This window comes from Kitasatospora sp. NPDC005856 (assembly GCF_040629945.1).
GTDB lineage: Bacteria > Actinomycetota > Actinomycetes > Streptomycetales > Streptomycetaceae > Kitasatospora.
This window is the reverse complement of record NZ_JBEXWT010000032.1, coordinates 16,119-40,510: the sequence shown is the minus strand read 5'-3', so window position 1 is coordinate 40,510 and position 24,392 is coordinate 16,119. Positions and strand designations below refer to the sequence as shown.

The 24,392-nt window shown below is 73.4% G+C and carries 19 protein-coding genes and 2 pseudogenes; 13 read left to right on the top strand and 8 right to left on the bottom strand.

Annotated elements, in window-relative coordinates; all coding sequences use genetic code 11:
* Nucleotides 1-53: 53 nt before the first annotated feature.
* Nucleotides 54-704 (bottom strand): HAD family hydrolase, encoded by a 651-nt coding sequence (locus tag ABZ449_RS20575; RefSeq protein WP_360347587.1) that lies wholly within the window; start codon nt 702-704, stop codon nt 54-56.
* A gap of 98 nt (nt 705-802) precedes the next feature.
* On the opposite strand from ABZ449_RS20575, the pseudogene ABZ449_RS20570 reads away from it, so the two are divergent.
* Together ABZ449_RS20570 and ABZ449_RS20565 are read left to right on the top strand one after the other, a co-directional pair.
* Nucleotides 803-1,333, top strand: a pseudogene (locus ABZ449_RS20570) (excalibur calcium-binding domain-containing protein); the annotation flags it as partial.
* Nucleotides 1,334-1,459: 126 nt separating this feature from the next.
* Nucleotides 1,460-1,600: pseudogene (locus ABZ449_RS20565) on the top strand (excalibur calcium-binding domain-containing protein); the annotation flags it as partial.
* 459 nt (nt 1,601-2,059) lie between these two features.
* Here ABZ449_RS20565 and ABZ449_RS20560 read toward each other — a convergent pair.
* On the bottom strand, nt 2,060-2,641 hold the full coding sequence (locus ABZ449_RS20560) for a hypothetical protein (protein ID WP_360347585.1): 582 nt from the start codon (nt 2,639-2,641) through the stop codon (nt 2,060-2,062).
* Between the two features lie 116 nt (nt 2,642-2,757).
* Between ABZ449_RS20560 and ABZ449_RS20555 the strand changes: the two genes are divergently transcribed.
* The 3 genes from ABZ449_RS20555 to ABZ449_RS20545 all read left to right on the top strand — a co-directional run bounded on the left by ABZ449_RS20555 (nt 2,758) and on the right by ABZ449_RS20545 (nt 6,611).
* Nucleotides 2,758-3,990 carry an FAD-dependent monooxygenase gene (locus ABZ449_RS20555; protein ID WP_360347583.1) on the top strand — a complete coding sequence of 411 codons (1,233 nt, stop codon included), beginning with the start codon at nt 2,758-2,760 and terminating at the stop codon, nt 3,988-3,990.
* A gap of 373 nt (nt 3,991-4,363) precedes the next feature.
* Nucleotides 4,364-5,842: an alpha/beta fold hydrolase gene (locus ABZ449_RS20550; RefSeq protein WP_360347581.1), complete on the top strand. Its 1,479-nt coding sequence runs from the start codon at nt 4,364-4,366 to the stop codon at nt 5,840-5,842.
* 508 nt (nt 5,843-6,350) lie between these two features.
* Nucleotides 6,351-6,611 carry a GlsB/YeaQ/YmgE family stress response membrane protein gene (locus ABZ449_RS20545; RefSeq protein ID WP_360347670.1) on the top strand — a complete coding sequence of 87 codons (261 nt, stop codon included), beginning with the start codon at nt 6,351-6,353 and terminating at the stop codon, nt 6,609-6,611.
* A gap of 631 nt (nt 6,612-7,242) precedes the next feature.
* Here the strand turns inward: ABZ449_RS20545 and ABZ449_RS20540 are convergent.
* On the bottom strand, nt 7,243-8,154 hold the full coding sequence (locus ABZ449_RS20540; protein ID WP_360347580.1) for an NmrA family NAD(P)-binding protein: 912 nt from the start codon (nt 8,152-8,154) through the stop codon (nt 7,243-7,245).
* A gap of 105 nt (nt 8,155-8,259) precedes the next feature.
* Here ABZ449_RS20540 and ABZ449_RS20535 point away from each other — a divergent pair, with 105 nt between their 5' ends.
* The 3 genes from ABZ449_RS20535 (at nt 8,260) to ABZ449_RS20525 (ending at nt 11,877) form a co-directional block, all read left to right on the top strand.
* Complete coding sequence (locus ABZ449_RS20535) at nt 8,260-9,027, top strand: TetR/AcrR family transcriptional regulator (RefSeq protein WP_360347578.1); 768 nt, start codon at nt 8,260-8,262, stop codon at nt 9,025-9,027.
* Nucleotides 9,028-9,565: 538 nt separating this feature from the next.
* Nucleotides 9,566-10,543 (top strand): phosphotransferase, encoded by a 978-nt coding sequence (locus tag ABZ449_RS20530; RefSeq protein ID WP_360347576.1) that lies wholly within the window; start codon nt 9,566-9,568, stop codon nt 10,541-10,543.
* Between the two features lie 668 nt (nt 10,544-11,211).
* On the top strand, nt 11,212-11,877 hold the full coding sequence (locus ABZ449_RS20525) for a hypothetical protein (RefSeq protein WP_360347574.1): 666 nt from the start codon (nt 11,212-11,214) through the stop codon (nt 11,875-11,877).
* Here the strand turns inward: ABZ449_RS20525 and ABZ449_RS20520 are convergent.
* Nucleotides 11,860-12,108: a hypothetical protein gene (locus tag ABZ449_RS20520; RefSeq protein WP_360347572.1), complete on the bottom strand. Its 249-nt coding sequence runs from the start codon at nt 12,106-12,108 to the stop codon at nt 11,860-11,862. The genes ABZ449_RS20525 and ABZ449_RS20520 overlap by 18 nt on opposite strands.
* Nucleotides 12,109-12,967: 859 nt before the next feature.
* Here ABZ449_RS20520 and ABZ449_RS20515 point away from each other — a divergent pair.
* The 3 genes from ABZ449_RS20515 to ABZ449_RS20505 all read left to right on the top strand — a co-directional run bounded on the left by ABZ449_RS20515 (nt 12,968) and on the right by ABZ449_RS20505 (nt 17,133).
* Nucleotides 12,968-14,380, top strand: a complete 1,413-nt coding sequence (locus ABZ449_RS20515) for a DUF2252 domain-containing protein (protein ID WP_360347570.1) — start codon at nt 12,968-12,970, stop codon at nt 14,378-14,380.
* A gap of 488 nt (nt 14,381-14,868) precedes the next feature.
* Nucleotides 14,869-16,374 carry a hypothetical protein gene (locus ABZ449_RS20510; protein ID WP_360347568.1) on the top strand — a complete coding sequence of 502 codons (1,506 nt, stop codon included), beginning with the start codon at nt 14,869-14,871 and terminating at the stop codon, nt 16,372-16,374.
* 561 nt (nt 16,375-16,935) lie between these two features.
* Entirely contained in the window at nt 16,936-17,133 is a 198-nt protein-coding gene (locus ABZ449_RS20505; RefSeq protein ID WP_360347566.1) for a hypothetical protein, read from the top strand.
* A gap of 37 nt (nt 17,134-17,170) precedes the next feature.
* Here the strand turns inward: ABZ449_RS20505 and ABZ449_RS20500 are convergent, their stop codons facing one another.
* Nucleotides 17,171-17,662, bottom strand: coding sequence for an Lrp/AsnC family transcriptional regulator (locus ABZ449_RS20500; protein ID WP_360347564.1), 492 nt, complete (start codon nt 17,660-17,662; stop codon nt 17,171-17,173).
* Between the two features lie 158 nt (nt 17,663-17,820).
* Here ABZ449_RS20500 and ABZ449_RS20495 point away from each other — a divergent pair, with 158 nt between their 5' ends.
* Nucleotides 17,821-19,494, top strand: coding sequence for a histidine decarboxylase (locus tag ABZ449_RS20495; RefSeq protein WP_360347562.1), 1,674 nt, complete (start codon nt 17,821-17,823; stop codon nt 19,492-19,494).
* Between the two features lie 7 nt (nt 19,495-19,501).
* Here the strand turns inward: ABZ449_RS20495 and ABZ449_RS20490 are convergent, their stop codons facing one another.
* The gene (locus ABZ449_RS20490) at nt 19,502-20,113 is read right to left on the bottom strand and encodes a TIGR03086 family metal-binding protein (RefSeq protein WP_360347560.1); all 612 of its coding nucleotides are present in this window, start codon (nt 20,111-20,113) and stop codon (nt 19,502-19,504) included.
* Nucleotides 20,114-20,456: 343 nt separating this feature from the next.
* Here ABZ449_RS20490 and ABZ449_RS20485 point away from each other — a divergent pair, with 343 nt between their 5' ends.
* Entirely contained in the window at nt 20,457-22,238 is a 1,782-nt protein-coding gene (locus ABZ449_RS20485; protein ID WP_360347558.1) for a hypothetical protein, read from the top strand.
* A 100-nt stretch (nt 22,239-22,338) separates the two neighbouring features.
* Here ABZ449_RS20485 and ABZ449_RS20480 read toward each other — a convergent pair whose 3' ends face one another.
* Nucleotides 22,339-23,343, bottom strand: a complete 1,005-nt coding sequence (locus ABZ449_RS20480; protein ID WP_360347554.1) for a helix-turn-helix domain-containing protein — start codon at nt 23,341-23,343, stop codon at nt 22,339-22,341.
* Entirely contained in the window at nt 23,340-24,365 is a 1,026-nt protein-coding gene (locus ABZ449_RS20475; protein ID WP_360347552.1) for a helix-turn-helix domain-containing protein, read from the bottom strand. The genes ABZ449_RS20480 and ABZ449_RS20475 overlap by 4 nt, the downstream gene beginning before the upstream one ends.
* Nucleotides 24,366-24,392: the final 27 nt, after the last annotated feature.

Below are 24,392 nucleotides of genomic sequence, written 5' to 3'. Positions count from 1 at the left end.
CGGCACCACGCCCTCACGGCCGGTGGCGCGGGTGCGTTCCCGAGCCCCGGGCGTCAGCGGGCGTGCGCGGTGAGCAGGCCGGGCAGTTCGCGCATGTCGCCGAACAGGACCCGGCCCGGGCCGGCCAGGCGGTCGGCGGAGTTGACGCCGCCGGTGTAGCCGAAGGCGGGGATGCCGGCCGCGTTCGCCGCGCTCAGGCCGTGGGGGCTGTCCTCCACCACCACGCAGCGGGCCGGGTCGGCGCCCAGCGTGCGGGCCGCGTGCAGGAACAGGTCCGGCGCGGGCTTTCCGCGTGGCACGTCCTCCGCGCCGCTGAAGATCCGCCCGGCGAACCGCTCGTACAGCCCGGTCAGGCCCAGCCCCCGCCGCAGCCAGCGATGACTGCTGTTGGAGGCCACGCACCCGGGCAGGTCGATCCGCTCCAGCGCCTCGACGATTCCGTCCACCGGGCCCAGCCGCTCCTCGGTCAGCCGGGTGTGCAGCGGCCGGTACTCCTCCCACCAGTCGGCGGGCAGCTCCCGCCCGAGCAACTCCTCCAGCGCCGCCGTCTTCGCACCCTGTGACAGCCCGACGAACCGCTCCACGATCTCCTGCTCGCTCATCGGCAGCCCGAGCGCCGCCATCGCCACCTTGTCCACCTCGACGCCGATCGGCTCGCTGTCGATCAGCACGCCGTCACAGTCGAAGATCACCAGTTCGATCACTCCTGCACCTTATTACTCCGGACGGGGGGCCGCGGATGTAGTTGAAACGTGATGAATTCTGGTACAACACGCACAGATGACGATGATTTGATTCACCGATGACCAGCCCCTTCCCTTCGCCTTCACCCGCGTCTGCGGGCGCCCGCCCGTGGTGGCGTCGCCCCGCGGTGATCGTCCTCGCCCTCGTCTTCCTGCCGCCGGTGGGCCTGATCCTGCTGCGGACCTCGCCGTGGCGGCGTCCGGCGAAGGTGGCCGTCAGCGTGGTCGGCGGCCTCTACTGCCTGATCTGGTTCGCGGGCGTGCTGGCCGACCCGAAGAAGCCGGACACCGCCCATCCGGTCGCCGCGGCCACGGCAACCGCCTCCTCCCCCTCCCCCTCCACCTCGGCTTCGGCTTCGCCGAGCACCGCGACCGCAGCTCCGAACCCGACCGCCACGGCCACCGCGACCCCGACTCCCACGCCGACACAGGCACCCGTGCCGGCACCGCCGTCCGCTCCTTCGGAGGCCGCCCCACCGAAGGCTGACGTGTACTTCGCGGACTGCGAGGCCGCGTGGGCGGGCGGCGCGGCCCCGCTGCACCGGGGAGACGCCGGCTACCGCGCGGGCCTGGACTCCGACGGCGACGGCACCGCCTGCGAGACCCGTCCCGGACACGGTTCCTCCGGCGGATCGACCGGTGGCAGCAGCTCTTCCGGCGGGTCGACGGGCGGCAGCAGCGGGGGCACCTCCTCCAGCGGCGGGTCGAGCTCGTCCTCCGGCGGGGGTGGCGGCGCCGCTCCGTACTACGCCAACTGCAGCGCGGCGAAGGCCGCCGGCGCGGCCCCGCTGCACCGTGGTGAGCCCGGCTACCGCGCCGCGCTCGACCGCGACGGCGACGGCGTCGCCTGCGAGTGACCCGCCCCCGGCGGCTCCTCCGGTGCCGCTGTCCTGGGCATGGGGCGGGGTGATCCGACGGAGTCCGACGAAGGAGGAGTGGGAGCGGCTCAGGCCGCTCCCACCGGTCGGCAACAGAGGTGCCAGGGACGGTGATTACCGAGGCGCACCCACTGCGCCCTGATGTCTCTGGGACACACCGCGGTCCGGAGAAGGACGGGGCGGGAAACTGACCTGCGCAGGTCAGCGGCCTACGCCCGAGGGTGAGGTTCGGTCAGGCCGTCGCCCTGATGAGTACGGTCAGTACAGGCCCGGTCCCCTCGAGTGCTGACGTGCGCCGCTACCTTGCCTGCCCCGTCCATCCCAACCGGCAGAGCCTGGCCGCCCGCTGCCGGAAGACCGCCACCGTCCTCCGGACCGGGCTCCGCATCGCGGGTACCGTCGTCCGGTCCGCCCGCTGAGCCACGAGAAGGGATCCGGTCAGCCGCCCGCCGCCCGCTCGCGCGCGGACCGGACGGCCAGCACGTTGTCGACCAGTCGGACGGCGTCGACCGCCGGGTCCATCGGCGCGGACAGCAGCGCCCGCACGTAGGCCGGGGCCAGGACCAGTTCGAAGAGGTCCACCCAGGTCAGCACGGTGACGCCGGCGGCGTCCAGGGTGGCCTGGATCTGACGGATCCGGGGCTCGGCGAACTCCAGCGCGTCCCGTCCCTCGCCGCCGGCCCGCAGCAGGGCCCGGGAGAACGCCAGGTCGCCGGGGCGGGTCAGGTCGGTGAGCAGGCCGGTGATCCAGGTCTGCAGGTCGGCCCGCAGGTCGCCGGTGGCGGGCAGCGGCGAGCGGCTGGCCAGGTCGTCCACGACCGCGTCGATGATCAGGCCGTCGGCGGTGCGCCAGCGCCGGTAGACGGTGGCCAGGTGGACGCCGGATCGGGCGGCCACCTCCGCGATGTCGACGGTGCCGTCGGCGGATTCGGCCAGCAGCTCGCGGGTGGCCGCGCGTACGGCCTCGCGGGTGCGGGCGGTGCGGCCGCCGGGTCGGGTTGTTCCTGATGCCTGTGCCATCACCCCATGCTATCGCGAAACTCTTGCATTAGCCCGGGCGCCGGGTCTACGTTAAATGCGAATCCTTCGCATCAGTGATGCGGAGGACCCTGACCGAGGTCGAACCGGAGGACCCCATGGCACACGTACTCGTCGTCGGCGCCGGCATCGCGGGTGACACCCTCGCGCTGCTCATGGAACGGGACGGCTGGACGGTCACCGTCGCGGAGATCGCGCCGGCCCTGCGCGCCGGCGGCCAGACCGTCGACCTGCGCGGCGACAGCCGGGAGGTCCTGGAACGCGCCGGACTGCTCCCGCAGGCCCTCGCACGACTGGTGCCCCAGCGCGGCGCCGCCTGGATCGACGCCCGGGAGCGGCACCTCGCCGAGATGCCGGTGGAGGCCTTCGGCGGACGCGGCTACGTCTCCCGCGAGGAACTGCTGCGCACCGACCTCGCCCGGATCCTCCACGAGGCGACCGGGCCGGGCGTGACGCACCGCTTCGGCGAAACCGTCGAGGCGCTGGAGGACACCGGGACGGGAGTGCTCGCCCGCTTCCGCGGCGGCGCACAGGAGGAGTTCGACCTCGTGGTCGGCGCCGACGGCGCGCACTCGCAGGTCCGCGCCCTGCGCTTCGGGCCGGAGGAGGACCACCGCAAGCCCCTCGGCCTGGCGCACGCCTGGTTCACCCTCACCGAACAGCCCGGAACGCCGACGCTGGACGGCTGGTTCCTGATCCACAACGCGCCCGGCCGCCGAGGCGTGGAAGCCCGCCCCGGCCACCCCGGCGAACAGGAGATCGGCCTGACCTTCGCCGCCGACACCCTGCCCCCGCGACACGACCGCGAGGCCCGGTTCGCCCTGCTGGAAAGGACGTTCGCCGACGTCGGCTGGCGCACCGCCGAGTTCCTGGCCGCCGCCCGGCAGGCCGACGACTTCGCCCTGGACACCTTCGACCAGGTGCACGTGCCGTGCTGGCACACCGGCCGGATCGTCCTGCTCGGCGACAGCGCCTGGTGCGCGAGCCCGCTCAGCGGCCTGGGCACCGCCCTCGCCCTGCGCGGCGCCGCCGAGTTGGCCCACGCGCTCCGAGCCGCCGGAGCACCCGGCGACACCGCCCGGGTGCCCGCCGCGCTGGCCGCCTTCGAACGGACGATGCGTCCCAGGGCCACCTCGGCGCAGCAACTCCCGCCCGGCCGGGTGGCGTCCGCGGCCCCGAGGTCCGCACTGGGGATCCGGCTCAACGCGCTGGCGATGCGCGCACTCCAGTGGAAGGCCGCGCGCCCGCTCGTCGACCGGGCCTTCGCCGCCTCCGAGCACGGCCGCACCGCCACCCCCACCGGAACGCCGCAGACCGCCCAAGGCCGTTGACCGGCAGAGCCGTCGGCGAACCCCCGGCCCGCCGCCACGGCCGCCCGGCCAGCCGGACGCCGACCCCACCCCGGCCCCGGCCCCGGCCCGGACAACAACCTGTCCCCGCCGAGCTCATCAACCCCTTCCTGCCGGATGGCCCGCCGGATGGCCCGCCGGCTGACCGGCGCGCTCCGGGGGCAACGGCGGGAGGCCGGTGCGCGGTTCAGCTCGAACGGTGGAAGACCGGAAATGGGCCTTGGGCCGTACGTCAGCGCCCCGCCGTACGCCGCAAGTTGGATCATGAGCCCATCCCGGCGCCGTACGGGTGCGGCCGGGAGCGGAACGGAGACTGGAGGCGATCCCGAGACACGATTCTGCACGGAGGACTGGCATGGTTCTGCGAGACGGACGAACGATTCCCGCGCTGACGGTCGGTGCCGTGACGGCCGCGATCGCGGCGCTCACCCCCGCGACGGCGTCCGCGGCGCAGGACCCGCTCCAGGGGTACGCGCAGCAGCGGCTCCGCTGGGAGCGCTGCGACGCGGGGCAGCCGGCCGCGTTCGAGTGCGCCACCGTCCAGGTGCCGTTGGACTACGCCGACCCCGGGAGCCGGAGGATCGGCGTCGCGGTCTCGCGGATCAAGGCGGACAACGCGAAGGCGCGCCACGGCGTGCTGCTGATGAACCCGGGCGGGCCGGGGGTGCAGGGGCTGACCCTGCCGGTGGAAATGGAGCCCCTGCTGGCGCCGGAGGTGCGGGAGCGGTTCGACCTCGTCGGGTTCGACCCGCGCGGGGTCGGCCGGAGTTCGCCGATCACCTGCGACCTGACGGCCGACGAACGGAGCAACCCGCACCCCTACACGGCGGCCACCTTCGCCCGGGACGTGGACCGGGCCCGGACGGTGGCCGACAAGTGCTGGGCCAAGGCGGGGGACGTACTGCCGCACATCACCACCCGCAACACCGCGCGGGACATGGACGTCGTCCGGGCGGCTCTGGGGGAACGGAGGATCTCCTACTTCGGGTACTCGTACGGCACCTACCTGGGCTCCGTCTACACCCAGATGTTCCCCCAGCGCTCCGACCGCTTCGTGCTCGACAGCGCGCTCGACCCGGCGCTCGCCTGGCGGGGCACGCTCCGCGGCGCCGCGGCGGGGGCCGAACCCGCCTTCACCCGGTGGACGGAGTGGGCCGCCGCACGCCACGCCGCGTACGGGCTGGGCGCCACCCCCGCCGAGGTCCGGAAGACGTACTGGGACCTCGTCGCCCGTGCCGACCGCACACCCGTCCCGACCACGAACGGGGCGCTGAGCGGCGGAGACATCCGCACCGGGTACACCGGTTTCTCCTACGTCGCCACCGTCACCCCCTGGATCGCCGCGTTGAAGACCGCCTCCGAGGGCGGACCGGCCGCGCCGGCCGCGCCCGTGCCCTCCGGCACGGAGGAGCAGGAGAACAACCAGACCGCCGCCACGTGGGCCCTGTTCTGCGGCGACGCCCGCGACTGGCCGCGCGACCCCGAGCAGTACCGCCGGGACGCGATCCGCGACCGGGCCGCCTACCCGCTGGCCGGCGACCTGGGGGCCGGCATCCAGCCCTGCGCCTTCTGGAAGTCGGCGCCCCGCGAGGCGGCCACCGTGGTGAACAACGGCGTCGGCGCGCTGATCGTGCAGAACCAGTGGGACCTGCGGGCCACGCTCGCCATGGCGCAGGGCATGCGCCGGGCGCTGCACGGTGCGCGGATGGTCACGGTGGCCGGCGGCGAGGGCCACGGCGTGGTGGTGGCCGGCCCGTCCTGCGCGGACGCCGACGTCACCCGCTACCTGACCACGGGCCGGCTGCCCGCGAAGGACGTGACCTGCGGCGGCTAGTACTGCAACGGTGGTGACCGCGACGGGGCTTCAGCTCTTGGGCTTCAGGAAGAAGTCGCGGAGCTCCGGAAGGCCTTGGAGGTCGTGCAGGGTGAGAACCTTTCCCTGCGTAGGTGCCCGGTCCGATTCGAGACCGACTGAACCTCCGGCCACCCGCATCCCGGTGCACCGATAGCTCGCTCACGCGCACCCGAAGGCTTCTCGGACCTGGCGATGACCGTAACTGTCACGGGACCAGATCCGTACGCGCCTACGTGGGCTCTCCCGGCCCCAACTTTCACTGTCGAAGACTGCGACGGAGCCCGAAAGCCGCCATCGTGAGGTCACCCACGAGGCTTCCGGCACCTCGACGGGTCCGTCGAGAACCTCGGCGGCCGAAGCAGCAGCGGAACCGAGAGGCCAGGGCATCCAGGCGGAGACGAGGTCGGCAACAGGCCGGCACTCTATCGCTGAGCTCAGCGGTGCATGCGGTGTGGCGAGAACTGGCCCCTTGCTGGGCCGGATCCGCCTGACGATCCTGTGGGCCCTGGTCGCGGGTCTGGTGGTGGGCCTGCTGGCGAAGCTCGTGCTGCCGGGCCGTCAGCCCGTGCCGCTGTGGCTGACCGTCCTTGTCGGAGCGGTCGGAGCGGTACTCGGCAACGCCGCGGCCTCCTACTTCGGTGTGCGGCACACCGGCGGAATCGACTGGATCCGGCACCTGCTGCAGGTCGGCGTGGCGGCAGTTCTGATCGCTGTGGTGTCGCCCGCCTACGTGGCGCGGCGCCGCTGAACCCCCGCCCGGCCCCCTCTTCGAGGCGGCGTGGGTCCGAAGTTGCCTTCCTCATGCAGCGCGCGGGGTCAGAACCTGAAAGGTGTCGACGGCGGCGCGGCCGGTGACGGACCGCCGGTCGGCCGGCCCGGCGTCGTCGGGCAGGCCCTCTGCGGCCGCGCGCAGCACGTCGTCCCCGCTCGTGCGGAGCCGGCGGGGTGGGGGCGGCCGGGCTGCTGCCTGCCTCCGGCCGCCCCGGGGCCCCACCGCCCGGTTCCCCGGCGCCGGGGGTGGATGGCCGGGGAACCGGGCGGTGGGCTCGTCCCGTTCAACGAGCCGGGTAGGCGGGGGACACGTCGGTTCACGGGTGAACTCCCGGTCGCCCCGGGTGATGTCCGGTAGCCGCGTCACCCCGGCGCGTGTCCTGGTCCCGGTCCCCCAGCGGCGCGTTCCGGCACTGGCACCGCGGGCCCGGGCAGAGCACGTCGGTGGCAGACGGGGGTGGCGTTCGAGGACGGCGAGCACGGTCTGCGTGGCCTGGTAGACCGCCGGGTCGGCGCGTCCGGTCTACGGGGCCGACAGGGCCGGGGCAGCAGGGGCCGACGGGTCCGGGGCAGCCGGGCGCGGGGGCCGCTCCGGGCGTGGCCGGCCGCTACTGCGCGCCGAGTTGGTGGGTGCGCAGGGCGGCAGCGCCGGTTTCGGCGAGCCAGTCGGCCAGGGTGCGCAGTCCGGGGTGGATGACGCGCAGTGCCTCGATGTCGGCGTGCCAGCGGTGTCCGGCGGCCCACTGCCGGCGGACTTCGGCGAACTCCGGGTTCAGCGCGGCCGCCTCCTCGTGGGTGACCCACTCGTAGCGCACCGGGATGCCCGTCGCGGCACTGATCGCGGCGGCGGCCTCGACCGGGGTGAGGTCGTCGCCGGCCAGCTCCAGGGTCCGCCCGGCGAACCGCTCCGGCTGCTCGAAAGCACGGGCCGCGAACTCGGCGATGTCCTCCAGGGCGATGACCTGCAGCGGCTCGTGCGGGGCGAAGAGGTGCCGGTGGACGCCGTCGACGATGCCGTCGAGGCCGACGCCGGTCCCGAAGTAGTTGGTCATGAACCGCACCGGGCGCAGCACGGTCACCAGCGGGAACCTCTCGCGCAGGTACTGCTCGACACGCCGCTTGCCCGGGGCCGCGAACGCTGGGCCGGAGGTCGAGGCGACGCTGGTGAACACCACCTGGCGGACCCCTGCGTCCGCCGCCGCGTCGGCCAGCGCTCGGCCGCGGGTGAACTCCAGCTCGTGGTCGGTGCCGTCGGGCCCGTAGGCCACGGGGGGTACGGCGAACAGCGCGGCGGTGCCGGCCAGCGCCGGTTCGAGGCCCGACGGCTCGTCGAAGTCCGCGCGGACCAGCTCGGCTCCGGCCTCCGCGAGCGCGACGGCGGCGGGGGCGGACGGGTCCCGGACCAGTGCGCGCACCGCCCGGCCGCCGGCCAGCAGCCGCCGTGCCGTCGCGGCGCCTTGTCGGCCGGTGGCGCCGGTCATGGCGACGGTGCCGCGGGTGGTACCGGTGGTGTCGGTCATGTCGTCCTCCCTCTCCCGGGGTCGTGCCCGGGGACCTGTGGTGGGCTCGATCCATCTGGAATACTCCAACCCGTTTCACTCCGGGGAGACAAGGGGTTTCGTGACATGACCGCAGTGATCGGCGGTGGCGACCGGGCCGACGCCCGCCGCAACCGGGCCAGGGTGCTGGCCGCCGCCGGCGAGGCGTTCGCCGAGCGGGGCCTCGATGTCCCGCTGGGCGATATCGCCCGCCGGGCGGGCGTCGGCGCCGGCACCGTGTACCGGCACTTCCCGAGCAAACAGGCCCTCCTGGAGGCGGTGTTCGCCCGGCAGCTGACCGACCTGGTCGCCTCCGGCGAACGGCGGATGGCCCGGTTCGCGCCCACCGCGGCGTTCTTCGGGTTCGTCCTGGACGTCGTCGAGACCTCCCACCGGCGCGGCCCCCTCTGCGACGTCGTGGCCGTGGACGCGAGCTGGCCGCGCCCGGTGCTCACGGCCGCCGTGCTGAGGTTCCGCCAGGTCCTGGCGGCGCTGCTGGAGGCGGCGCAGCGGGTCGGCGGCGTCCGCGCCGACGTCGGCCCCGACGACGTCGCCGCCCTCACGCTCGGGTGCGTCGCGATGCTCGACGCGCACAGTGATCGACCGGCGGGCCGCAGGCTGGTCCGGCTGACCCTGGACGGATTGCGTCCCCCCGGTTCCGTCACGGAAGTCCGGGGCTTTCGTGACGGAACCGCCGGCCCCGGCGCCCCCGGCGCACATGGTGCGCGCGGGGACGCGGTCGCGTGCTGCGAGGAGTGCGGGGCCACGCTCGCCGTCCGGCCCACCGGACGACCGGTGCGCTACTGCGGCGCCACCTGCCGCCAGCGGGCCCGCCGTCGGCGCCTCGCGAGCTGACCGGAAACATCCGGTTCGCCCGGTTGATTCCCCTGTCGGCTGTCAAGCGGTGGTGGAGCTCGCGCACCACCTCGACCTGGCCGTGGCCACCGGGCGGCACGCGGCGGCGTGGCACTCCCGGGCAGCATCCGCCGGCCGTCGGGCGGCGGGGTGGCAACCGTGCCCAGCCCGCCCGCGGCGTCCGGGCGGTGCCGCCGAGGACGAACGCGGCGATCGTCAGAGGATCCGCAAGTGTCCTCCGGCCCTGCGCCTGGGGACCGGTGAGCGCATGCACAGCCGCGAAGCCGAGCTCCTCCTCCAGGCGTGTGAGCCGCCCGGCGCCGGCCGCCGGACGCGAGGCTGCGTGGTCGGCCGGGGAATGGGCGGCGAGCCATGCGACGGGACGCTGTCAGGCGGAAGTGGGAGCGAGGGCCCGGGTCAGTCGCGCCAGGACCGTACGGCCTCGCGCTGACGGGACGTCCGGCGCGATCGTCCGGGCCGCCGTGCGGCAGCGGAATATCGGTGGCAGGACGCCACGCGGGCGCGGCAGCATAGCGGCATGCCCAGCACCCGCACGCCGAAGCCGCCCGCCGGCTCCACCGCGGTCCGGCCGAGTTGGTCACAGTTGCCGGATCGGGTCCGCTCGTTGGTCGAGCGGCGGCTCGGCGGCCCGGTGGCGGCCGCGCCGAGCGCGGGCAGCGGGTTCACGCCGGGCTTCGCGGCCGTCCTGTACGGCCCGCAGGGGCCACAGTTCGTGAAGGCCGCCAACGCGGTGAGCGACCCGGTCATCGCCGACTGCTACCGGAGGGAGGCCCTGGTCAACCGGGCGCTGCCCGCCGCCGTACCCGCGCCGCGCCTGCGCTGGCTGGACGAGGAGGACGGCTGGGTGGTCCTCGGACTGGACGCGGTCGACGGCGCGCGGATGCCCTCCGACCCGTGGCGCCCTGCCGAACTCGCCGCCGTCCTCGACGCCTGCACGGCGATCGCACAGGAGCTGGGAGGCCCGGGTCGTGCCCTGCTCGACATCGGGCTCAAGCCGGTCGCCGAGGAACTGCCGCTCGACGCCTGGCGCCGACTGGCCTCCGGGGAGCGGGCCGACGACCTGCCGCAGTGGTTCCCCAGGAAGCTGATCGAACCGCTCGCCGAGCTGGAGAGCGGCTGGGCCCCGGCCACCGTCGGCGACTCCGTCCTCCACTTCGACCTGCGCCGCGACAACGTGTTGTTCGACGGGCGCGGCCGCACCTGGGTCTGCGACTGGAACTGGCCCTGCCTCGGTGCGAGTTGGCTCGACCTCACAGTGTTGCTCGGCACCGCCCACGCGGACGGCCACGACGCCTCCCGGCTGTTCACCGAACACCCCACCGCCCGCGGCGTCGCCCCCGAACAGCTGGACACCGTCCTCGCGGCTCTCGCCGGGCTCTTCCTGCGCTCCGGCGCCCAGCCCCCGCCGCCCGGCTCGCCGGCGCTGCGCGGGCACCAGACCTGGTCCGGCGAGGTCGTCCTGAACTGGCTCTCGGAGCGCCGGGGCTGGATCTGATCACGCTCGGCCGAGGACGCCGGGCGGCCGCCGGCTCCCGGCGTCCTCGGCCCGGTCATCCCCGGGCTGTCGGCCGTTCGCCGAGGTGTGCCACCATTCGGCGACCTTGAGGGACGTGCGGTAGGCCATCTCGGCCTTGCCGCTCGTGCCGTCGGGGCTGCCCCGCCGGTTCTCGATCGGCCGGCGCTTCGCGCCGAACAGGCCTGCGGCGAGGCGACTGGGGCGGGCAGCGGGCGGGCGGCCTCGCATGGTTGCTCGGCCAGGCCGGCTACTACGCCTGTGCGGCCCGGCCGGCGCTTCGCGCCGTGCTCAGCCCGCTCGCCTGCCGCGATCTGGGCCCACGAGTGCCTCCGCCAGGGCGCGAAGCGCCCGTTGAGAAGTTGTTGGCCGCGGGGCCGTGGCGTACGTTCCGCTGGCTTCTCGGTCGGAAGGCGCCCACCCCCAGGAGGCGAGATCGTCCTACAAGCACGAAGCAACACCGCACCTGGGCAGTCAGGGACGAAGGATCCCTTGGCACGACGTACACCAAGAACCCCGTCAACGATCCGGCGAAGCCCCTGGTCGACACACCCACTGGGAACAACGTGGTGATCGTCCTGAAGTACGTTCGGGGCCATCCTCAGGAGTTCGTCGTCCACACCGCTTATCCGAAGTGAGGATGGACCCGCATGAAGCCCCGTGCCGATTTCACCGAAGACTTCGGGCTGAGTGGCCTGACGAAGTACCTCCAGTCCCGGCTCGCGCCCCGGGACGCGGCCGGCATCCTCGCGTTCGTCGATGACCTGCTCGAAGTCGAAGGGCGGGCGTACGCACAGGAGGTGGCGGAGGACGTCCGCCGTGTGACGCGGTCCTCGTTGCCCGATGCAGTGCTCTCCACGGTGTGGCTCGCAGCCACGGAGTCGCGCTTCGATCCGGCGGGCACGGGGCTCGGCATCCGCATCTGGCTGGAGCAGATCGCGGACACCTGTTCCAGCCTTGTCCGCCGAGACGATCCGTCCTTCGACCCTGGAGAACCCGGCCCCGCCGACCGTCCGGAACTGCGAGAAGCGGTACTGGCAGAACTCCGGGGCACCGGGCCCGCGCTGACCGAGAAAACCGTCACCACCGTCTACCCGCCGCCGCTGCACGCGGTGGTCCCGGCGCTGGAGGCCGCGGTCACCGAGCTCGGTCCCGATCTCGGATTCCGCCTCTTCCTGCGGGCGATGAAGGTGTACTTCATCCCCATCGGCCCGGCGCGGCTGAGCCGGTTCGAGGAGATCGGCCGCAGGCTCGGCTACCACGAGTGGGTCGTCGAGGACGGCGGTCTCAACATCTGGTCAGACCTGGAAGACTGACCGGGACCTGCTCGACGTCGGCCGGATCCACGCCGCCTTCGTCACCGACGCCCGCACCCGCGGCGAGGCCTGCGCCCGCTCGACCTCCTCCCCGCCCCCAAGCTGCCCGCCGGCGCCGGGACGTACCGGCCCGCCGCCGAGCTCGCCTACACCGCAGGCACCGGAGACGACCGCCACCGCCTGCGCGTCTTCATCGAACGCGGCCACCGCCCCGGCATCGGAGACGAGCACACCGCGGCGCAGCCTGCGGCCGGGGTGACGGTGCCGGCCGGCCAGGCCACCAGGTCGGTGGGCCCGCCGAGTCCGAGACGGTGGCCACGAGCTCGGCCTCGGCCCAGTGCGCGGCGCGGCGCACCCGCACCCGCACCCGCACCTCGAGGGCGGTCAGCTCACCGCCCAGTGCGTCGGAGTCATCGTCGGCCGGGAGGATGACCCGGGCGTCGTAGGCGGTGCGCAGGGCGGCTTCAGGCAGTGGCCGGGCGGGGTCGGTGACCTTGCCCCACCAGAGCGCCCGGGTCTCCGACTGCGTGGGCCGGGGCAGGTCCTCGGGCCAGTCGGGGCGGGGTTCGGACTGGCCGGGAAGCCGGACGGGCGCCAGGCCGTGACCGGCGTGACGGTCACGGCCGGTCCACCGCCCTCCGGACAGGCTCCGGGTTCCAGGCCCGCGACGATCCGGGCGGCGGTGCGCACGGTGATGGTCCGCTGGGCGGGCACCGGGACGGGCGCGGCGGCTGCCGGGCGCAGCAGCTTGTCGTAAGTCTTCACACCCAGGTCGGCGAGAGTGTAGGCGCGCGGGCAGACCGGACGGACCACGGCCACGTACCGGTACTGGCGCCCGCCGGACTCGTACGGGCGGCGCAACGAGTGCGGGGACTCGCCACAGTCCGGGCACGGGCAGGGATTTCCTGGGACCGCCCGCCGCCGTGGTCCGGTCCGGGACGTCCGGAGGACCGGGACGGGCTCTCGCAGCGCGCCGGATCAGGCGGGTGCGGGATGATCGGAGGACGGCGGCCGGCGCTCCCCGGGCAGGCCGGTGCCCCCCTGGCAGACGGGGGGCTGAGAGTGCAGCGCGGTCGCACGGGAGGACCGAATGGGTCACGACGAGAAGCGCCCGGTGCGGCGCGCCACTCCCGAGGAGCGGGCGGCGGACGGCCGCGCGGCGCGGCGGACGGCGCCGCGTTCCGCCCACGCCGAGTACCGGCCGGGCCGGGACCGGCCCGATCCGCTGGCGATCCTGGAGGCCCAGTCCGCACTGCGCGTCCCGGAGCTGGTGCCGCTCCGTTACGGACGGATGACGGAGTCCCCGTTCCGGTTCTACCGGGGGGCGGCCGCGATCATGGCGTCCGATCTCGCCGGCACCCCGGACTCGGGCATCCGGGCACAGCTGTGCGGTGACGCCCACATGCTGAACTTCCGGCTGCTCGCGTCGCCGGAGCGGCGGCTGGTGTTCGACATCAACGACTTCGACGAGACGCTGCCCGGCCCCTGGGAGTGGGATGTGAAGCGGCTGGCGTCGAGTCTGGTGATCGCGGGCAGGGCGAACGGGTTCGACGGGAAGGAACGTGCGGACATCGTCGCCGCGACGGTCCGCTCGTACCGGGAGGCGATGTGGCGGTTCGCCCTGATGCGCAACCTGGACGTCTGGTACTCCCGGCTGGACGCGGAGCGCCTGCGGGAGCTGGTGGTGGGCCGGGTGTCCAAGCGGGCGCGCCAGGTCCTCGACCACGAGATGTCGAAGGCGCAGACCCGCGACAGTCTCCAGGCCTTCGAGAAGCTCACCGAGGTGGTGGACGGCCGGGTGCGGATCGCCGCCGATCCGCCGCTGCTGGTCCCGATCGCCGACATCCTGCCGGACGTCGAGCGGACGGCCCTGATGTCGCTGTTCCACGGGCTGGTCGAGCGCTACGCGCACACCCTGCCGTCCGACCGGCGCGCCCTGCTCGGCGGCTTCCGGCTGGTGGACGCGGCCCGCAAGGTCGTCGGTGTCGGCAGTGTCGGCACCCGGTGCTGGATCTTCCTGTTGCTCGGCCGGGACTCGCAGGACCCGCTGTTCCTCCAGGCCAAGGAGGCCGGTGCCTCGGTGCTGGCGCCGCACGTCGGTGCGAGCCGGTACCGCAACCAGGGCGAGCGGGTGGTCTCCGGCCAGCGGCTGATGCAGGCCACCAGCGACATCTTCCTCGGCTGGGAGCGGGTCGAGGGGATCGACGGCAAGACCCGGGACTTCTACGTCCGCCAGCTCCGCGACTGGAAGGGCATCGCGGTCGCCGAGAGGATGGTGCCGCGCGGCATGCGGGCCTTCGGCGAGCTGTGCGGCACCACGCTGGCCCGGGCGCACGCCCGGTCCGGGGACCGGATCGCCATCGCCGCGTACCTGGGGAAGAAGGGCGTGTTCGACCGGGCCCTGGTGCACTTCGCGGAGGCGTACGCCGACCAGAACGAGCGGGACCACCAGGCCCTGGTCGAGGCGGTCCGCGCGGGCCGGCTCCCGGCCGAGGCGGGCTGACCCCGCGCCGGGCTGCTGCCCTCGCCCCGCCCCGCCCGGCGCGCACGGCACCCCCGGCCCGGCGCAGCCGAGCGGACCGGCACCCGCCGGGCCGCAGGCCGGCTTCGGCGCCTTCGGCCGGGCCGTAGCGATCGGGCCCAACCCGATCCGGCCGACGCAGCCAGCCACCGCCCGCGCGTGACCGGCCGGGCCCCGCATCGCTTGCACCCGGTATGAACCTCTCCGCTGTCCGCGCTGCCGCTGCGCTCCGACGCCCTCGACGAAACCGACGTTCCGACGGTGACGGCCAGGCGCAGCGCGCAGCCGCTTCGGCAGCGCTGCGGCGGGCCGCTGGTCGCGTCTCGCTCGGCGCTCGGCGCTTGGAAGTGACGGAGCGGGTGGTGGGTTCGGGGGTGCTGTGCAGGTTGGGTGCGATGCGCACCTGACAGCGGGCGCCTGTGCGATCATCTGCCCGCTGTAGCCGATCATCGCGCAAGGAGTACACCCTCATGGCACGAGTTCGCGCCTTGCGGTGGAAGGCGGCCCTCGCCGCCCTGTCCACCGCCTGTATCGCGCTGCTGACCGGGCCGGCGGCGGGCCCCGCGGCCGCCGTCGACGCCCCCGTGGTCCAGTCGCTCACCCCCGGTGCGGACCAGTTCCGGCTGACCGACACCGACTACACGGCCGCCACCACCAGCCTCTACAACCGGTACCTCACCAAGCACGCCGACCTGACCGACGTCGTCACCACCGACTACACCGTCAACTCGGCCGGCCAGACGGACGGTTGGCTGGGCCTGCGGCAGATGAGCCCGTGCACCGGCCTGGAGCAGGCCGGACTGCCGCCCGCCGACGTTGAGAAGAAGGTCGCCTGGTGCTGGTCCAGCGCCTACGGCGACGACACCACCCAGCACTGGTTCCCCCAGGGGCTCAGCACCACCGGCACAGCCGACGGCGGCGACGGCGCCATCCAGGGTCGCAGCGTCACCGCGGTCGCCTGGCACTACACCACGTACGACGACGACACGGTCACCACCGGCTGCAAGACCAACAACCTGCTCAAGCTCACCCTGATCGACCGGACCACCCAGAAGTACCGGCACGTCCTCCTGGTCGAACCCACCAGCACCTCCGGCTCGGCCGCCGACTTCACGTACGTGACCGGCCACGGCGGCGGCATCGCCTGGTACGCCAACTACCTGTACGTCACGGACACCGCCAACGGCATCCGGGTCTTCGATCTCAACAAGCTCGCCAAGGTCGACACCTACGGATCAGGTGTCAGCACCGCGGGCATGAGCGGCGGGAAGTCCAGCGCCTGCGGCTACCCGTACGTGCTGCCCGAGACCCACCGCTACTTCCAGGCGAAGAAGGCGCCGAGCTGCGCCTCGGACGCGCCGATCGACCCAGCCTCGCTCTGCTTCTCCTGGCTCGCTCTCGACAAGACCGGCGGCGGTTCCACCTTCAAGCTGGTCACCGGCGAGTGGTACGGCGACACGTACGGCTCCCGGGTGGTCCGCTACCGGCTCAACCCGGCGAGTTCGGCCACCGATCCGGGCCTGCTCACCACCTCCGCCGAGCGCACCGTCGTCCAGGACGCCTTCACCACCCCCGGCTATCGCGGCCTCCAGGGCGGCATGACCTGGACCGACGCGCAGGGGACGCTCAACTTCGCGTTCTCCAAGGGGTGCGGTACCAAGCCGGCGGTGCTCTCGCACACCTGGGTCGGCGACACCCGTCCGGTCACCGGCTGCGGCAGCGAGACCACTTGGGGCGGTAACTGGGGCGCGGGCTCGCCCCAGGCGCTCAGCTACTGGCCCAAGCTGGGAGCCACCCAGGTCGACGAGTTGTGGGGTCTGACGGAGGGCATCTGCCGGGCCAAGGGGGACAAGCACTTCGCCGCCGGGGCCGACGACTCCGGGGTCTGCAAGAACTACGGTGGGACCACCACGGCCTCGCTGCGCACGGTGTTCGCCGTGGGCTTCACGGATCCGGCGGTGCAGGGCCGGCACTGAGGCGTGCGGTCCTGGGGGCCGTCCGGCCCCATCGACCAGACAGCCTGAGGCGGCACCGCAACCACCGGTGACCCGGTCGCGGTGCGGGCCTGCCCCGCGACCGGGCTTGCCGGAGGCCGTAGCCGGCGACGCGCTGGTCCTGGGAACGCCTCCGGTCAGAGCTTGACGACGATCCACGCACCTCGGCCGCGATCGGTGAGCGCTGGTCCCAGAGCAACTCCGACTCGTCAACGTCCGCGAGATGATGCCCGTCGGGCGTCGTGCAGAACGCCAACCGCCGCCGACACCGCACGATCGACGCCCGGCCCCTCGACCGTTGGGAGACGGACAAGGCGGCCCTGCTGGCCATCCCGCCCGTCGACCCGCCGACCTCGTGGCCGCTTCGCACCCGCCTGGGCCGCGACCACGACATCCGTGTGGACGGCGCAGCGACGGGGCAGTGGACCGAGCGGCACGGCGGCGGCGGGACGGACAGCGCGGCCGCGGGGCCGGGCGACGGGCGAGGGACGTGCCCGCACCCGGCGGTCCCCGTGGCCCGTCAGGGGGCCGAGACCGAGCACCGTGGGCCTCGCGGACCTGGACAGCGGCTGGCGGGTGGAACCCGGACAGCCCGCCGCGAACGGCAGCACCGGTCCGGGCCGGCAGCCGCCCCGCCAACGCCGTGTTCCCCGCGGCGGCCATTGGTCGACGCCGTGCTCCACGGTGACCTTCGGCTCCACGCCCGCCGACCCGGCCGGCCTGGCCCTGCCGGTGCGCTGACCGCGCCCCGCCGGTGCCCCGCCCGGGGCGGTGGAGCTCACTGCTCCGGGGCGAGGTACCGGCGGCCCGCTATCTGCTCGAAGATCAGGTTGGTCCGGGTCTGGGCCACCGCCGGGTGGGTGGTGAGGTGGTCCACCACGAAGTCGCGCAGCTCCTCGGGCCCGGCCACGCCGATGTGGAGCAGGTAGTCGTCGGACCCGGCCATGTGGAACACGGCCAGGACGCCGGGCAGGTCGGGCGCGGTGCTGCGGAAGCTCTCGTTCTGCTCGCGGGTGTGCGCGCGGAGCCGCACCGAGATCATCGCCTGGAGCGGCAGCCCGATCGCGGCCGGGTCGACGTCGGCCCGGAACGCGCGGATGATGCCGCGCTCCTGCAGCGCGCGCACCCGGGCCAGGCAGGTGGACGGGGCGATGCCCACCGACTCGGCCAGCGCGTTGTTCGGGAGGCGGGCGTTGTCTGAGAGCGTGCGGATGATCGCCCGGTCGACCTCGTCGATGGGCGCCCTCCGGGCCTGCGGATTGTTCGGCATGGAGCCCAGAATTCCACTTGATTCCGTCGATTCGCAAGACGATTCGGCCTTGCACCGAATCTTGTTCGGGAGATCTTCCCAGTGGTGGCACAAAGTTCCATCCTTGGCGCGAGCGGCTGACGCCCCTCGACCCCCACCGATCCCGGAGCGCGCCACCCATGAGCCCGACCGCCACCTTCGCCGCCACCTTCGCCGCGACCTCCGTCGACCCCGGTCCGGAGCTGGACGGCGGCGAGTTCGTGCTCCCCGCGGGCGGACTGGACGACGAGCAGCGGCTGCGTGCCCTGGACACCGTCGACGAGTACCTGACCCGCAAGCGCAAGCACCTGGTCGGCTACCAGGCCACCCAGGACATGCACGGCACCGCCCTGGACCTGGCCCGCTTCATGCCGAACAACATCAACAACCTCGGCGACCCGTTCCAGAGCGGCGGCTACAAGCCGAATACCAAGGTCATCGAGCGCGCCGTCCTCGACTACTACGCGAAGCTGTGGAACGCCGAGCGCCCCCACGACCCCGCGGACCCGGAGTCCTACTGGGGCTACATGCTGTCCATGGGCTCCACCGAGGGCAACATGTACGCGCTCTGGAACGCCCGGGACTACCTCAGCGGCAAGGCCCTGATCCAGCCGCCCACCGCCCCGTTCGACGCGCTGCGCTACGTCCAGGCCGCACCCGACCGGCAGAACCCCAACGCCCACCGGCCGGTGGCGTTCTACTCCGAGGACACCCACTACTCCTTCGCCAAGGCCGTCCGGGTGCTGGGCGTCGAGACCTTCCACGCCGTCGGCCTGGAGCTGTACGCGGACGAGTGCCCGCTGGTCGACCCGGTCACGGGGCGGCGCGAGTGGCCCACCGAGGTGCCTTCCGGCCCCGGCCCGTCCGGTCTGAGCTGGGACGGCCCGGGGGAGATAGACGTCGACGCCCTCGCAGCCCTGGTCGAGTTCTTCGCCGCCAAGGGCCACCCGGTCTTCGTCAACCTCAACCTCGGCAGCACCTTCAAGGGCGCCCACGACGACGTCCGGGCGGTCTGCGAGCGCCTGCTGCCGATCTTCGAACGGCACGGCCTGGTGCGCCGCGAGGTCGTCCACGGCAAGGACCCGCAGACCGGCGAGCCGCTGGTCGACGTGCGCCGCGGCTTCTGGATCCACGTCGACGGCGCCCTCGGCGCCGGCTACGCGCCGTTCATGCGGTTGGCCTCCCGGGACGCCGCGTACGGCTGGACCCCGGACACGCGGCTCCCCGAGTTCGACTTCGGCCTGCGCCTGCCCACCGCGGAGCACGGCGAGGTCGACATGGTCTCCTCGATCGCGATGAGCGGCCACAAGTGGCCCGGTGCGCCGTGGCCGTGCGGCATCTACATGACGAAGGTGAAGTACCAGATCTCGCCGCCGTCCCAGCCGGACTACATCGGCGCGCCCGACACCACCTTCGCCGGCTCCCGCAACGGCTTCTCCCCGCTCGTCCTGTGGGACCACCTGTCCCGCCACTCGTACCAGGACCAGGTGGACCGCGTCCGCGGCGCCCAGGAGCTGGCCGATCACCTGGAGCGGCGCCTGCTCGAGATGGAGCGGGAGCTGGGCGTCGAACTCTGGCCGGCCCGCACCCCGGGCGCCGTGACCGTGCGCTTCCGCCAGCCCAGCGCCGAGCTGGTGGCCAAGTGGTCGCTGTCCTCCCAGGACGTCCTGATGGTCCCGGGCGACGAGTCCACCCGACGCAGCTACGTGCACGTCTTCGTGATGCCCTCGGTCGACCGGGCGAAGCTGGACGCGCTGCTGGCCGAACTCGCCGAGGACCCGGTCGTCCTGGGCCGGCGGGCCGAGACGGCCTGATGGGGCGTCAGATGCGCTCGGCGGACCAGTGCGGGTTGCGGCCGGTGAGCGCCAGCAGCCGCTCCTGGTCGCCGGCGCCCGGCAGGGCGTCGAGCGGCGGGTCGAACAGGCCGGTGCCGGCCAGGTGGCGGTAGCCGCTGAACTCGGCGAGCGCGTACTGCGCCGCTCCCCGGGGCATCCGGCCGGTCTCACCCAGCGCCCGGGCCAGGTCCCAGCCGTGCACGACGGTCTCGGCGGTCAGCTCGCGGGCGTAGCCGCCGACGTCGCGCAGCCCGTACGGCAGGTGCACCAGGAGGTCCGGCGCGCCCGGCTGGTAGAGCGCGCGCACCGCGGTGTTCACGGCCGACTCCCAGACGCCGACGGGGTTGAACCCCAGGACGTCGCCCTGGAAGCGCCGCCCGATCTCGGCCGGCGTGTAGCCGGCCACCGCCTGGCAGACCCAGAGGTGCTGCGCGGCCAGGTGGTTCACCAGCGTGCGGACGTCCCAGTCACGGCAGGGGGTGGCCGCCGTCCACCCGTCCTCCGGGACGGCCCGCACCAGTCGTGTCACCTCCGATCCGGCGGCGACGTAGCGTTCACGGACCTCGATGTGGAACCCGGGTGGGTGCGGACATTCCATCGGAGGGCCTCCCTCCTGCCCTGCTCACTCTCAGTAAACCGCTACTGGGAGTGACGCGCGAGCGGGCCGGTACCACAGCACACCCCCGGCCGCCCGCCCACCGTCCGATCCCCCACCGCGACGGCCGGCGCCGGGGACGGCCGCGCCGGGGCGCAGGGGTTCCCGCGCTACCGGGGCCCGGAGACCCTTCGCGGGCGTGTCACCTGAGCGGTCCAGTACCCGTTGTGGCTTCCCGCACGGGAGTGGACGGTAAGAGGGTTCGGATGCGGCCGTCTGCCGCGGGTCTCCCCGCGGTGATCGCGTGAGGGAAGCCATGACACCGACGCGAGAACGCGGCGCGGCCGTGCGTGTGCGACCCGTGGTGCTGCTCGGTACGGTGGTCGCCCTGCTGGCCGGCTGCTCCTCGCCGCCGAAGAGCGGTCCGACGCCGTCCGTCTCCGGCTCCGTCTCGGCCTCTGCCGGGGCGGCGGAGGTACAGCAGAGTCTCGCGGCGTTCGAGAAGCCGCTGGGCGGGCAGGACGCGCAGCGGGCGTGGGAGGGGCTGGCGGCGTCCGTGAGTGCCGCTGCGGCCCGCGGCGTCGACCACGACACGATCAGCAGGGAGGTCCTGCTGTGGGAGTCGCGTCAGCTGAGCACGGCGGAGGGGCAGCAGACCTTCATGGCCAATGCCGCGGCGCTGAACGGGCACGCGGTGCCGGTGGGCGGCGCCCCGGCGGCATCGGCGCCGACGCTGGGCGCGGCCCCGGTGGGGGGATCGGGGCGGCCGGCCGCGTTTCGGCAGGCGTCACCGGGCGCCGGGCTGTCCTTCTACTTCGTCAACGGGGTGCTGAACAACTTCGACTCGTCGACGGTGAATGCGAGCCTGCTGTCCACCACGCTGACCCAGCAGCTGGGCCATCCGGTCAGTGTCAAGCTCCAGTTCAACGCCTCCAGCGCCAGCATCGCGGTCTACACCTACAGCGCCTGCCAGGAGGCGCAGCGGGTCACCGCGGACAACCCGATCCCGGAGAACCGGGATCTCGCGAAGGCCATCTGCGGGCTCAGCGTGGCTGGGGCGGCCGTCCTGCCGGAGGCGGTCGTCGAGGATGTCGCCGGGACGATCACCCGGAAGCTGGCGGATCCGGACTTCGCGCTGGACGGGGTCAACACGAGCCTGCTGAAGAACGTGCAGGACGACCTGAACAAGGGGCTGCGCGTCGTGCTGATCTCGCACAGCGAGGGCGGCCTCTACCTGCGCAACGTCCTGCCGCGGATCGGCAGCGGGAAGCCCGTCGGGGCGCTCTACATCGCCCCGCCGTTCGGCAACGGCCAGGAGCTGAACGCCAATCCGACGCGCTATGTGATGTTCGAGTGGGACTGGCTGCTGGCAGGGATCTCCAGTGTGGACCCCACGACCAAGGCCGTTGCCCCGCAGACCGTGTACGACGGGACCGCGGCGTCGCGGTTGAACATCCACTACCTGTCCAACTACCTGTACTGCGGGTCGGATTCGGCCAAGCAGGTCGGTGACCGGACGCGTGAGCTGGTGGACTTCGTCAACTCGGTCCCGGCCTCCAGGGGTGGTGCGCGCCCGGGGCTGTCCGGGGGTGGCGGGTTGCTGCCGGGGCAGGGTGAGCAGGGCTGTCCGGTGCCGCAGCCGACGGAGAGCCCGACGGAGACGCCCACCGCGACGCCCACCGAGACACCGACGGAGAGCCCGACGGAGAGCCCGGCGGAGAGCCCGACGGAGACGCCGACCGCGACGCCGACGGAGACGCCCACCGAGACGCCGACGGCCACGGAGTCGCCGTCCCCCTCGGCTGGTGCCTACTACGTCTTCCTGCTCACCAATGTGTCCGGCGGGAACGTCCTGGTGGGTTCGCTGCAGGACGTCCAGGGCAAGCGGACGTGCGACTTCGCGGATGGCGGCCTGTGCGCGGACGCCGGCGGCAGTGATGTCCCGGTGGAGTATTCGGCCAAGCTGGGCCCGTACCCGACGCTGGCGGCCGCCCAGGCCGCGTACTGCGCGAACGCCACCAATCCCCACCCGGGGCCGGGTGCCACCGGTACCAAGGTCGACATCTTCGGTGGCGACTACTGGACCTCCAACATCGACTTCAGCTGTCCGGTGGCCCCCAGCTCCTGAGGGCGGCCGGGCTGGTCGGCCGCTGCTTGGCGGGCGGCCGGCCCGGGAACGCACGGTGTTGGGATCCAGTGGCAGCACGGAACCCTTCGAAGGAGACGGATCAGCCGTTCCGGCGCGTGTGGTGGGCGCCGGCCTGCCAGTCACGCGGCGTCATGCCGTAGGCCGCGCGGAAGGCGCGGGTGAAGTGGCTGGAGTTGGCGAAGCCCCAGCGCCGGGCGATCCCCGCCACCCCGAGCTCCCCCGCCATCGGCCGGAGCAGGTCCCGATGGCAGCGGTCCAACCGCTGGGTGCGGATCCACCCGCCGACCGTGGTGCCCTCCTGCTGGAACAGCTTGTGGAGGAAGCGGACGGACATGAAGTTCGCCGCCGCGATGGTGGACGGTGACAGGTCCGGATCGCGGAGGTTGCGCAGGATGTACTCCTTGATCCGCTCGAGGGAGGCGGCTGTCCGTGAACCCTGCGGCCGGGCGCGCCCGGCCCGGTCGTCGACGAACAGCGCCAGCAGGTCGAGTGCCGTGGCCGCGGCCCGGCGCCCGACGGCCTCGTCCAGCTCCGTCGCCTGGTGCGCCATCCTCGACAGGTAGTCCGTCAGCAATGCGGCGCTGCCCTCGGCGCCGCTGAACGCCGTGGCGGTGAGTGCCCGCAGGTCCTTCTCGGGCACGTCCAGTTCGGCGCGGGCGAAGTGGAAGGAGGTGAAGACGAACTCCTCCTCCATCGTCTTGCGGAAGACCCGGGAGGTGTCGGTGATGGAGAACCCGCCGGGCCGGATGAGCGTCTGCCTGCCGTCCTGCTCCTTGAGGGCGGTGCCCCGTTCCTGGAGGCTGAGGACGAGCGTCGGCGAGTCGCCGTCGGCCAGGTGCCTGCAGCGGGTCACCCTCTGGGGCCCGGCCTGGACCCTGGAGATCCGCAGGCAACCCAGCCGGTCGCCGACGATCTGCCCGGGCGACGGCACGTCCTCCAGGAAGTCCACGGCCATCGGCACGAAGGTGTGGGACACGGCGTCCTGCCAACTCTCCGCCCGGTCGGCGGCGGACAGCGACGCGGTGGAGAGAGACGCGGTGGAGAGAGACGCGGGCACCGGGTTCTCCTCGGGTCGATCGGTCATCGGGACACCCGGCCCCGGGTGTCCCGCGGCTCGGACGGCTCGGTGCCGCCGCGGGTGTCGCGCCACCGGCTCGGTGAGATGCCGTACGAGGCGCGGAAGAGCCGGCTGAAGTGGGCCGGGTCGGTGAAGCCCCAGCGCTGGGCCACGCCGGAGACCGTGTTGTCGCCGCTGTCCTTGCGGGAGAGGTCCTCGGCGCTCGCCTGGAGCCGGCGGCGCTGGATCAGGCGGCTGACGGTGGTCCCCTCCCCTTCGAAGAGCTTGTGGAGGGAGCGGACGGAGATGCGGTGCGCGGCCGCGATCGTCTGCGGTCCGAGCTCCGGATCCCTGAGGTGCCGGTCCACGTAGGCGTGGACCTCCCGGATCCGGGTGCGGCGGGGGTCCTCCGCGGCCGGCGCGTCACGGGCGGCCTGCTCGGTGACGAGGGTGGCCACCAGGTCGGCGAAGTTGCACGCCAGTCGACCGGCGACGAGCGCCGGGCAGTCCTCGGCCGTCTCGGCCAGGGCCAGCAGGGACTGCTTGACCAGGGCGGCCACCGGGCCGCCGGCGTCGGCCACGGTGGCCGTCACCCGTTCCAGTTGCTCGTCACGCACGCCGAAGGCCCGGCGGGGAAGCAGGCAGACCCTGACGTCCACTCCGTCCGGGTGGTCGACCACATGGGGGGTCTCCGTGTACCAGAAGGACATTGCTCCCGCGGGGACCTCGGCCGTCCGGCCGTCCTGTCGCACCACGGCGCCGGTGGCCCCCATGACGGCGACCGCGACGAACCCCTCGGCCTGCCTGGTGCCACGGGCGATCTCCCGCGGGCCGCGGGTGAAGCGGCGAGGGCCGGCGTGGATCGTGACGAAGAACAGGTGCCCCAACTGCCGGGTCGTCATCCGGCCCGGGTCCGACGCGGGCTCGTCCGAGACGGGCTCGTACGAGGCGACCGTCACGGACATGGCGGCGATGGAGACGGCCCGGCTCCGGCGATGACCGGTGTTCCCGTCCTTCGGGAACCCGGCCGGGTCGGTCACGGATGTCATGGGTCCTCTCCCTCCGGTCGGCACGGC

Coding starts and splice junctions, on each gene's coding strand:
- ABZ449_RS20500 (WP_360347564.1), bottom strand. CDS start 17,662: ATGCCGAACAATCCGCAGGCCCGGAGGGCGCCCATCGACGAGGTCGAC.
- ABZ449_RS20495 (WP_360347562.1), top strand. CDS start 17,821: ATGAGCCCGACCGCCACCTTCGCCGCCACCTTCGCCGCGACCTCCGTC.
- ABZ449_RS20510 (WP_360347568.1), top strand. CDS start 14,869: ATGGCACGAGTTCGCGCCTTGCGGTGGAAGGCGGCCCTCGCCGCCCTG.
- ABZ449_RS20540 (WP_360347580.1), bottom strand. CDS start 8,154: ATGACCGACACCACCGGTACCACCCGCGGCACCGTCGCCATGACCGGC.
- ABZ449_RS20550 (WP_360347581.1), top strand. CDS start 4,364: ATGGTTCTGCGAGACGGACGAACGATTCCCGCGCTGACGGTCGGTGCC.
- ABZ449_RS20475 (WP_360347552.1), bottom strand. CDS start 24,365: ATGACATCCGTGACCGACCCGGCCGGGTTCCCGAAGGACGGGAACACC.
- ABZ449_RS20490 (WP_360347560.1), bottom strand. CDS start 20,113: ATGGAATGTCCGCACCCACCCGGGTTCCACATCGAGGTCCGTGAACGC.
- ABZ449_RS20535 (WP_360347578.1), top strand. CDS start 8,260: ATGACCGCAGTGATCGGCGGTGGCGACCGGGCCGACGCCCGCCGCAAC.
- ABZ449_RS20480 (WP_360347554.1), bottom strand. CDS start 23,343: ATGACCGATCGACCCGAGGAGAACCCGGTGCCCGCGTCTCTCTCCACC.
- ABZ449_RS20555 (WP_360347583.1), top strand. CDS start 2,758: ATGGCACACGTACTCGTCGTCGGCGCCGGCATCGCGGGTGACACCCTC.
- ABZ449_RS20515 (WP_360347570.1), top strand. CDS start 12,968: ATGGGTCACGACGAGAAGCGCCCGGTGCGGCGCGCCACTCCCGAGGAG.
- ABZ449_RS20525 (WP_360347574.1), top strand. CDS start 11,212: ATGAAGCCCCGTGCCGATTTCACCGAAGACTTCGGGCTGAGTGGCCTG.
- ABZ449_RS20530 (WP_360347576.1), top strand. CDS start 9,566: ATGCCCAGCACCCGCACGCCGAAGCCGCCCGCCGGCTCCACCGCGGTC.
- ABZ449_RS20560 (WP_360347585.1), bottom strand. CDS start 2,641: ATGGCACAGGCATCAGGAACAACCCGACCCGGCGGCCGCACCGCCCGC.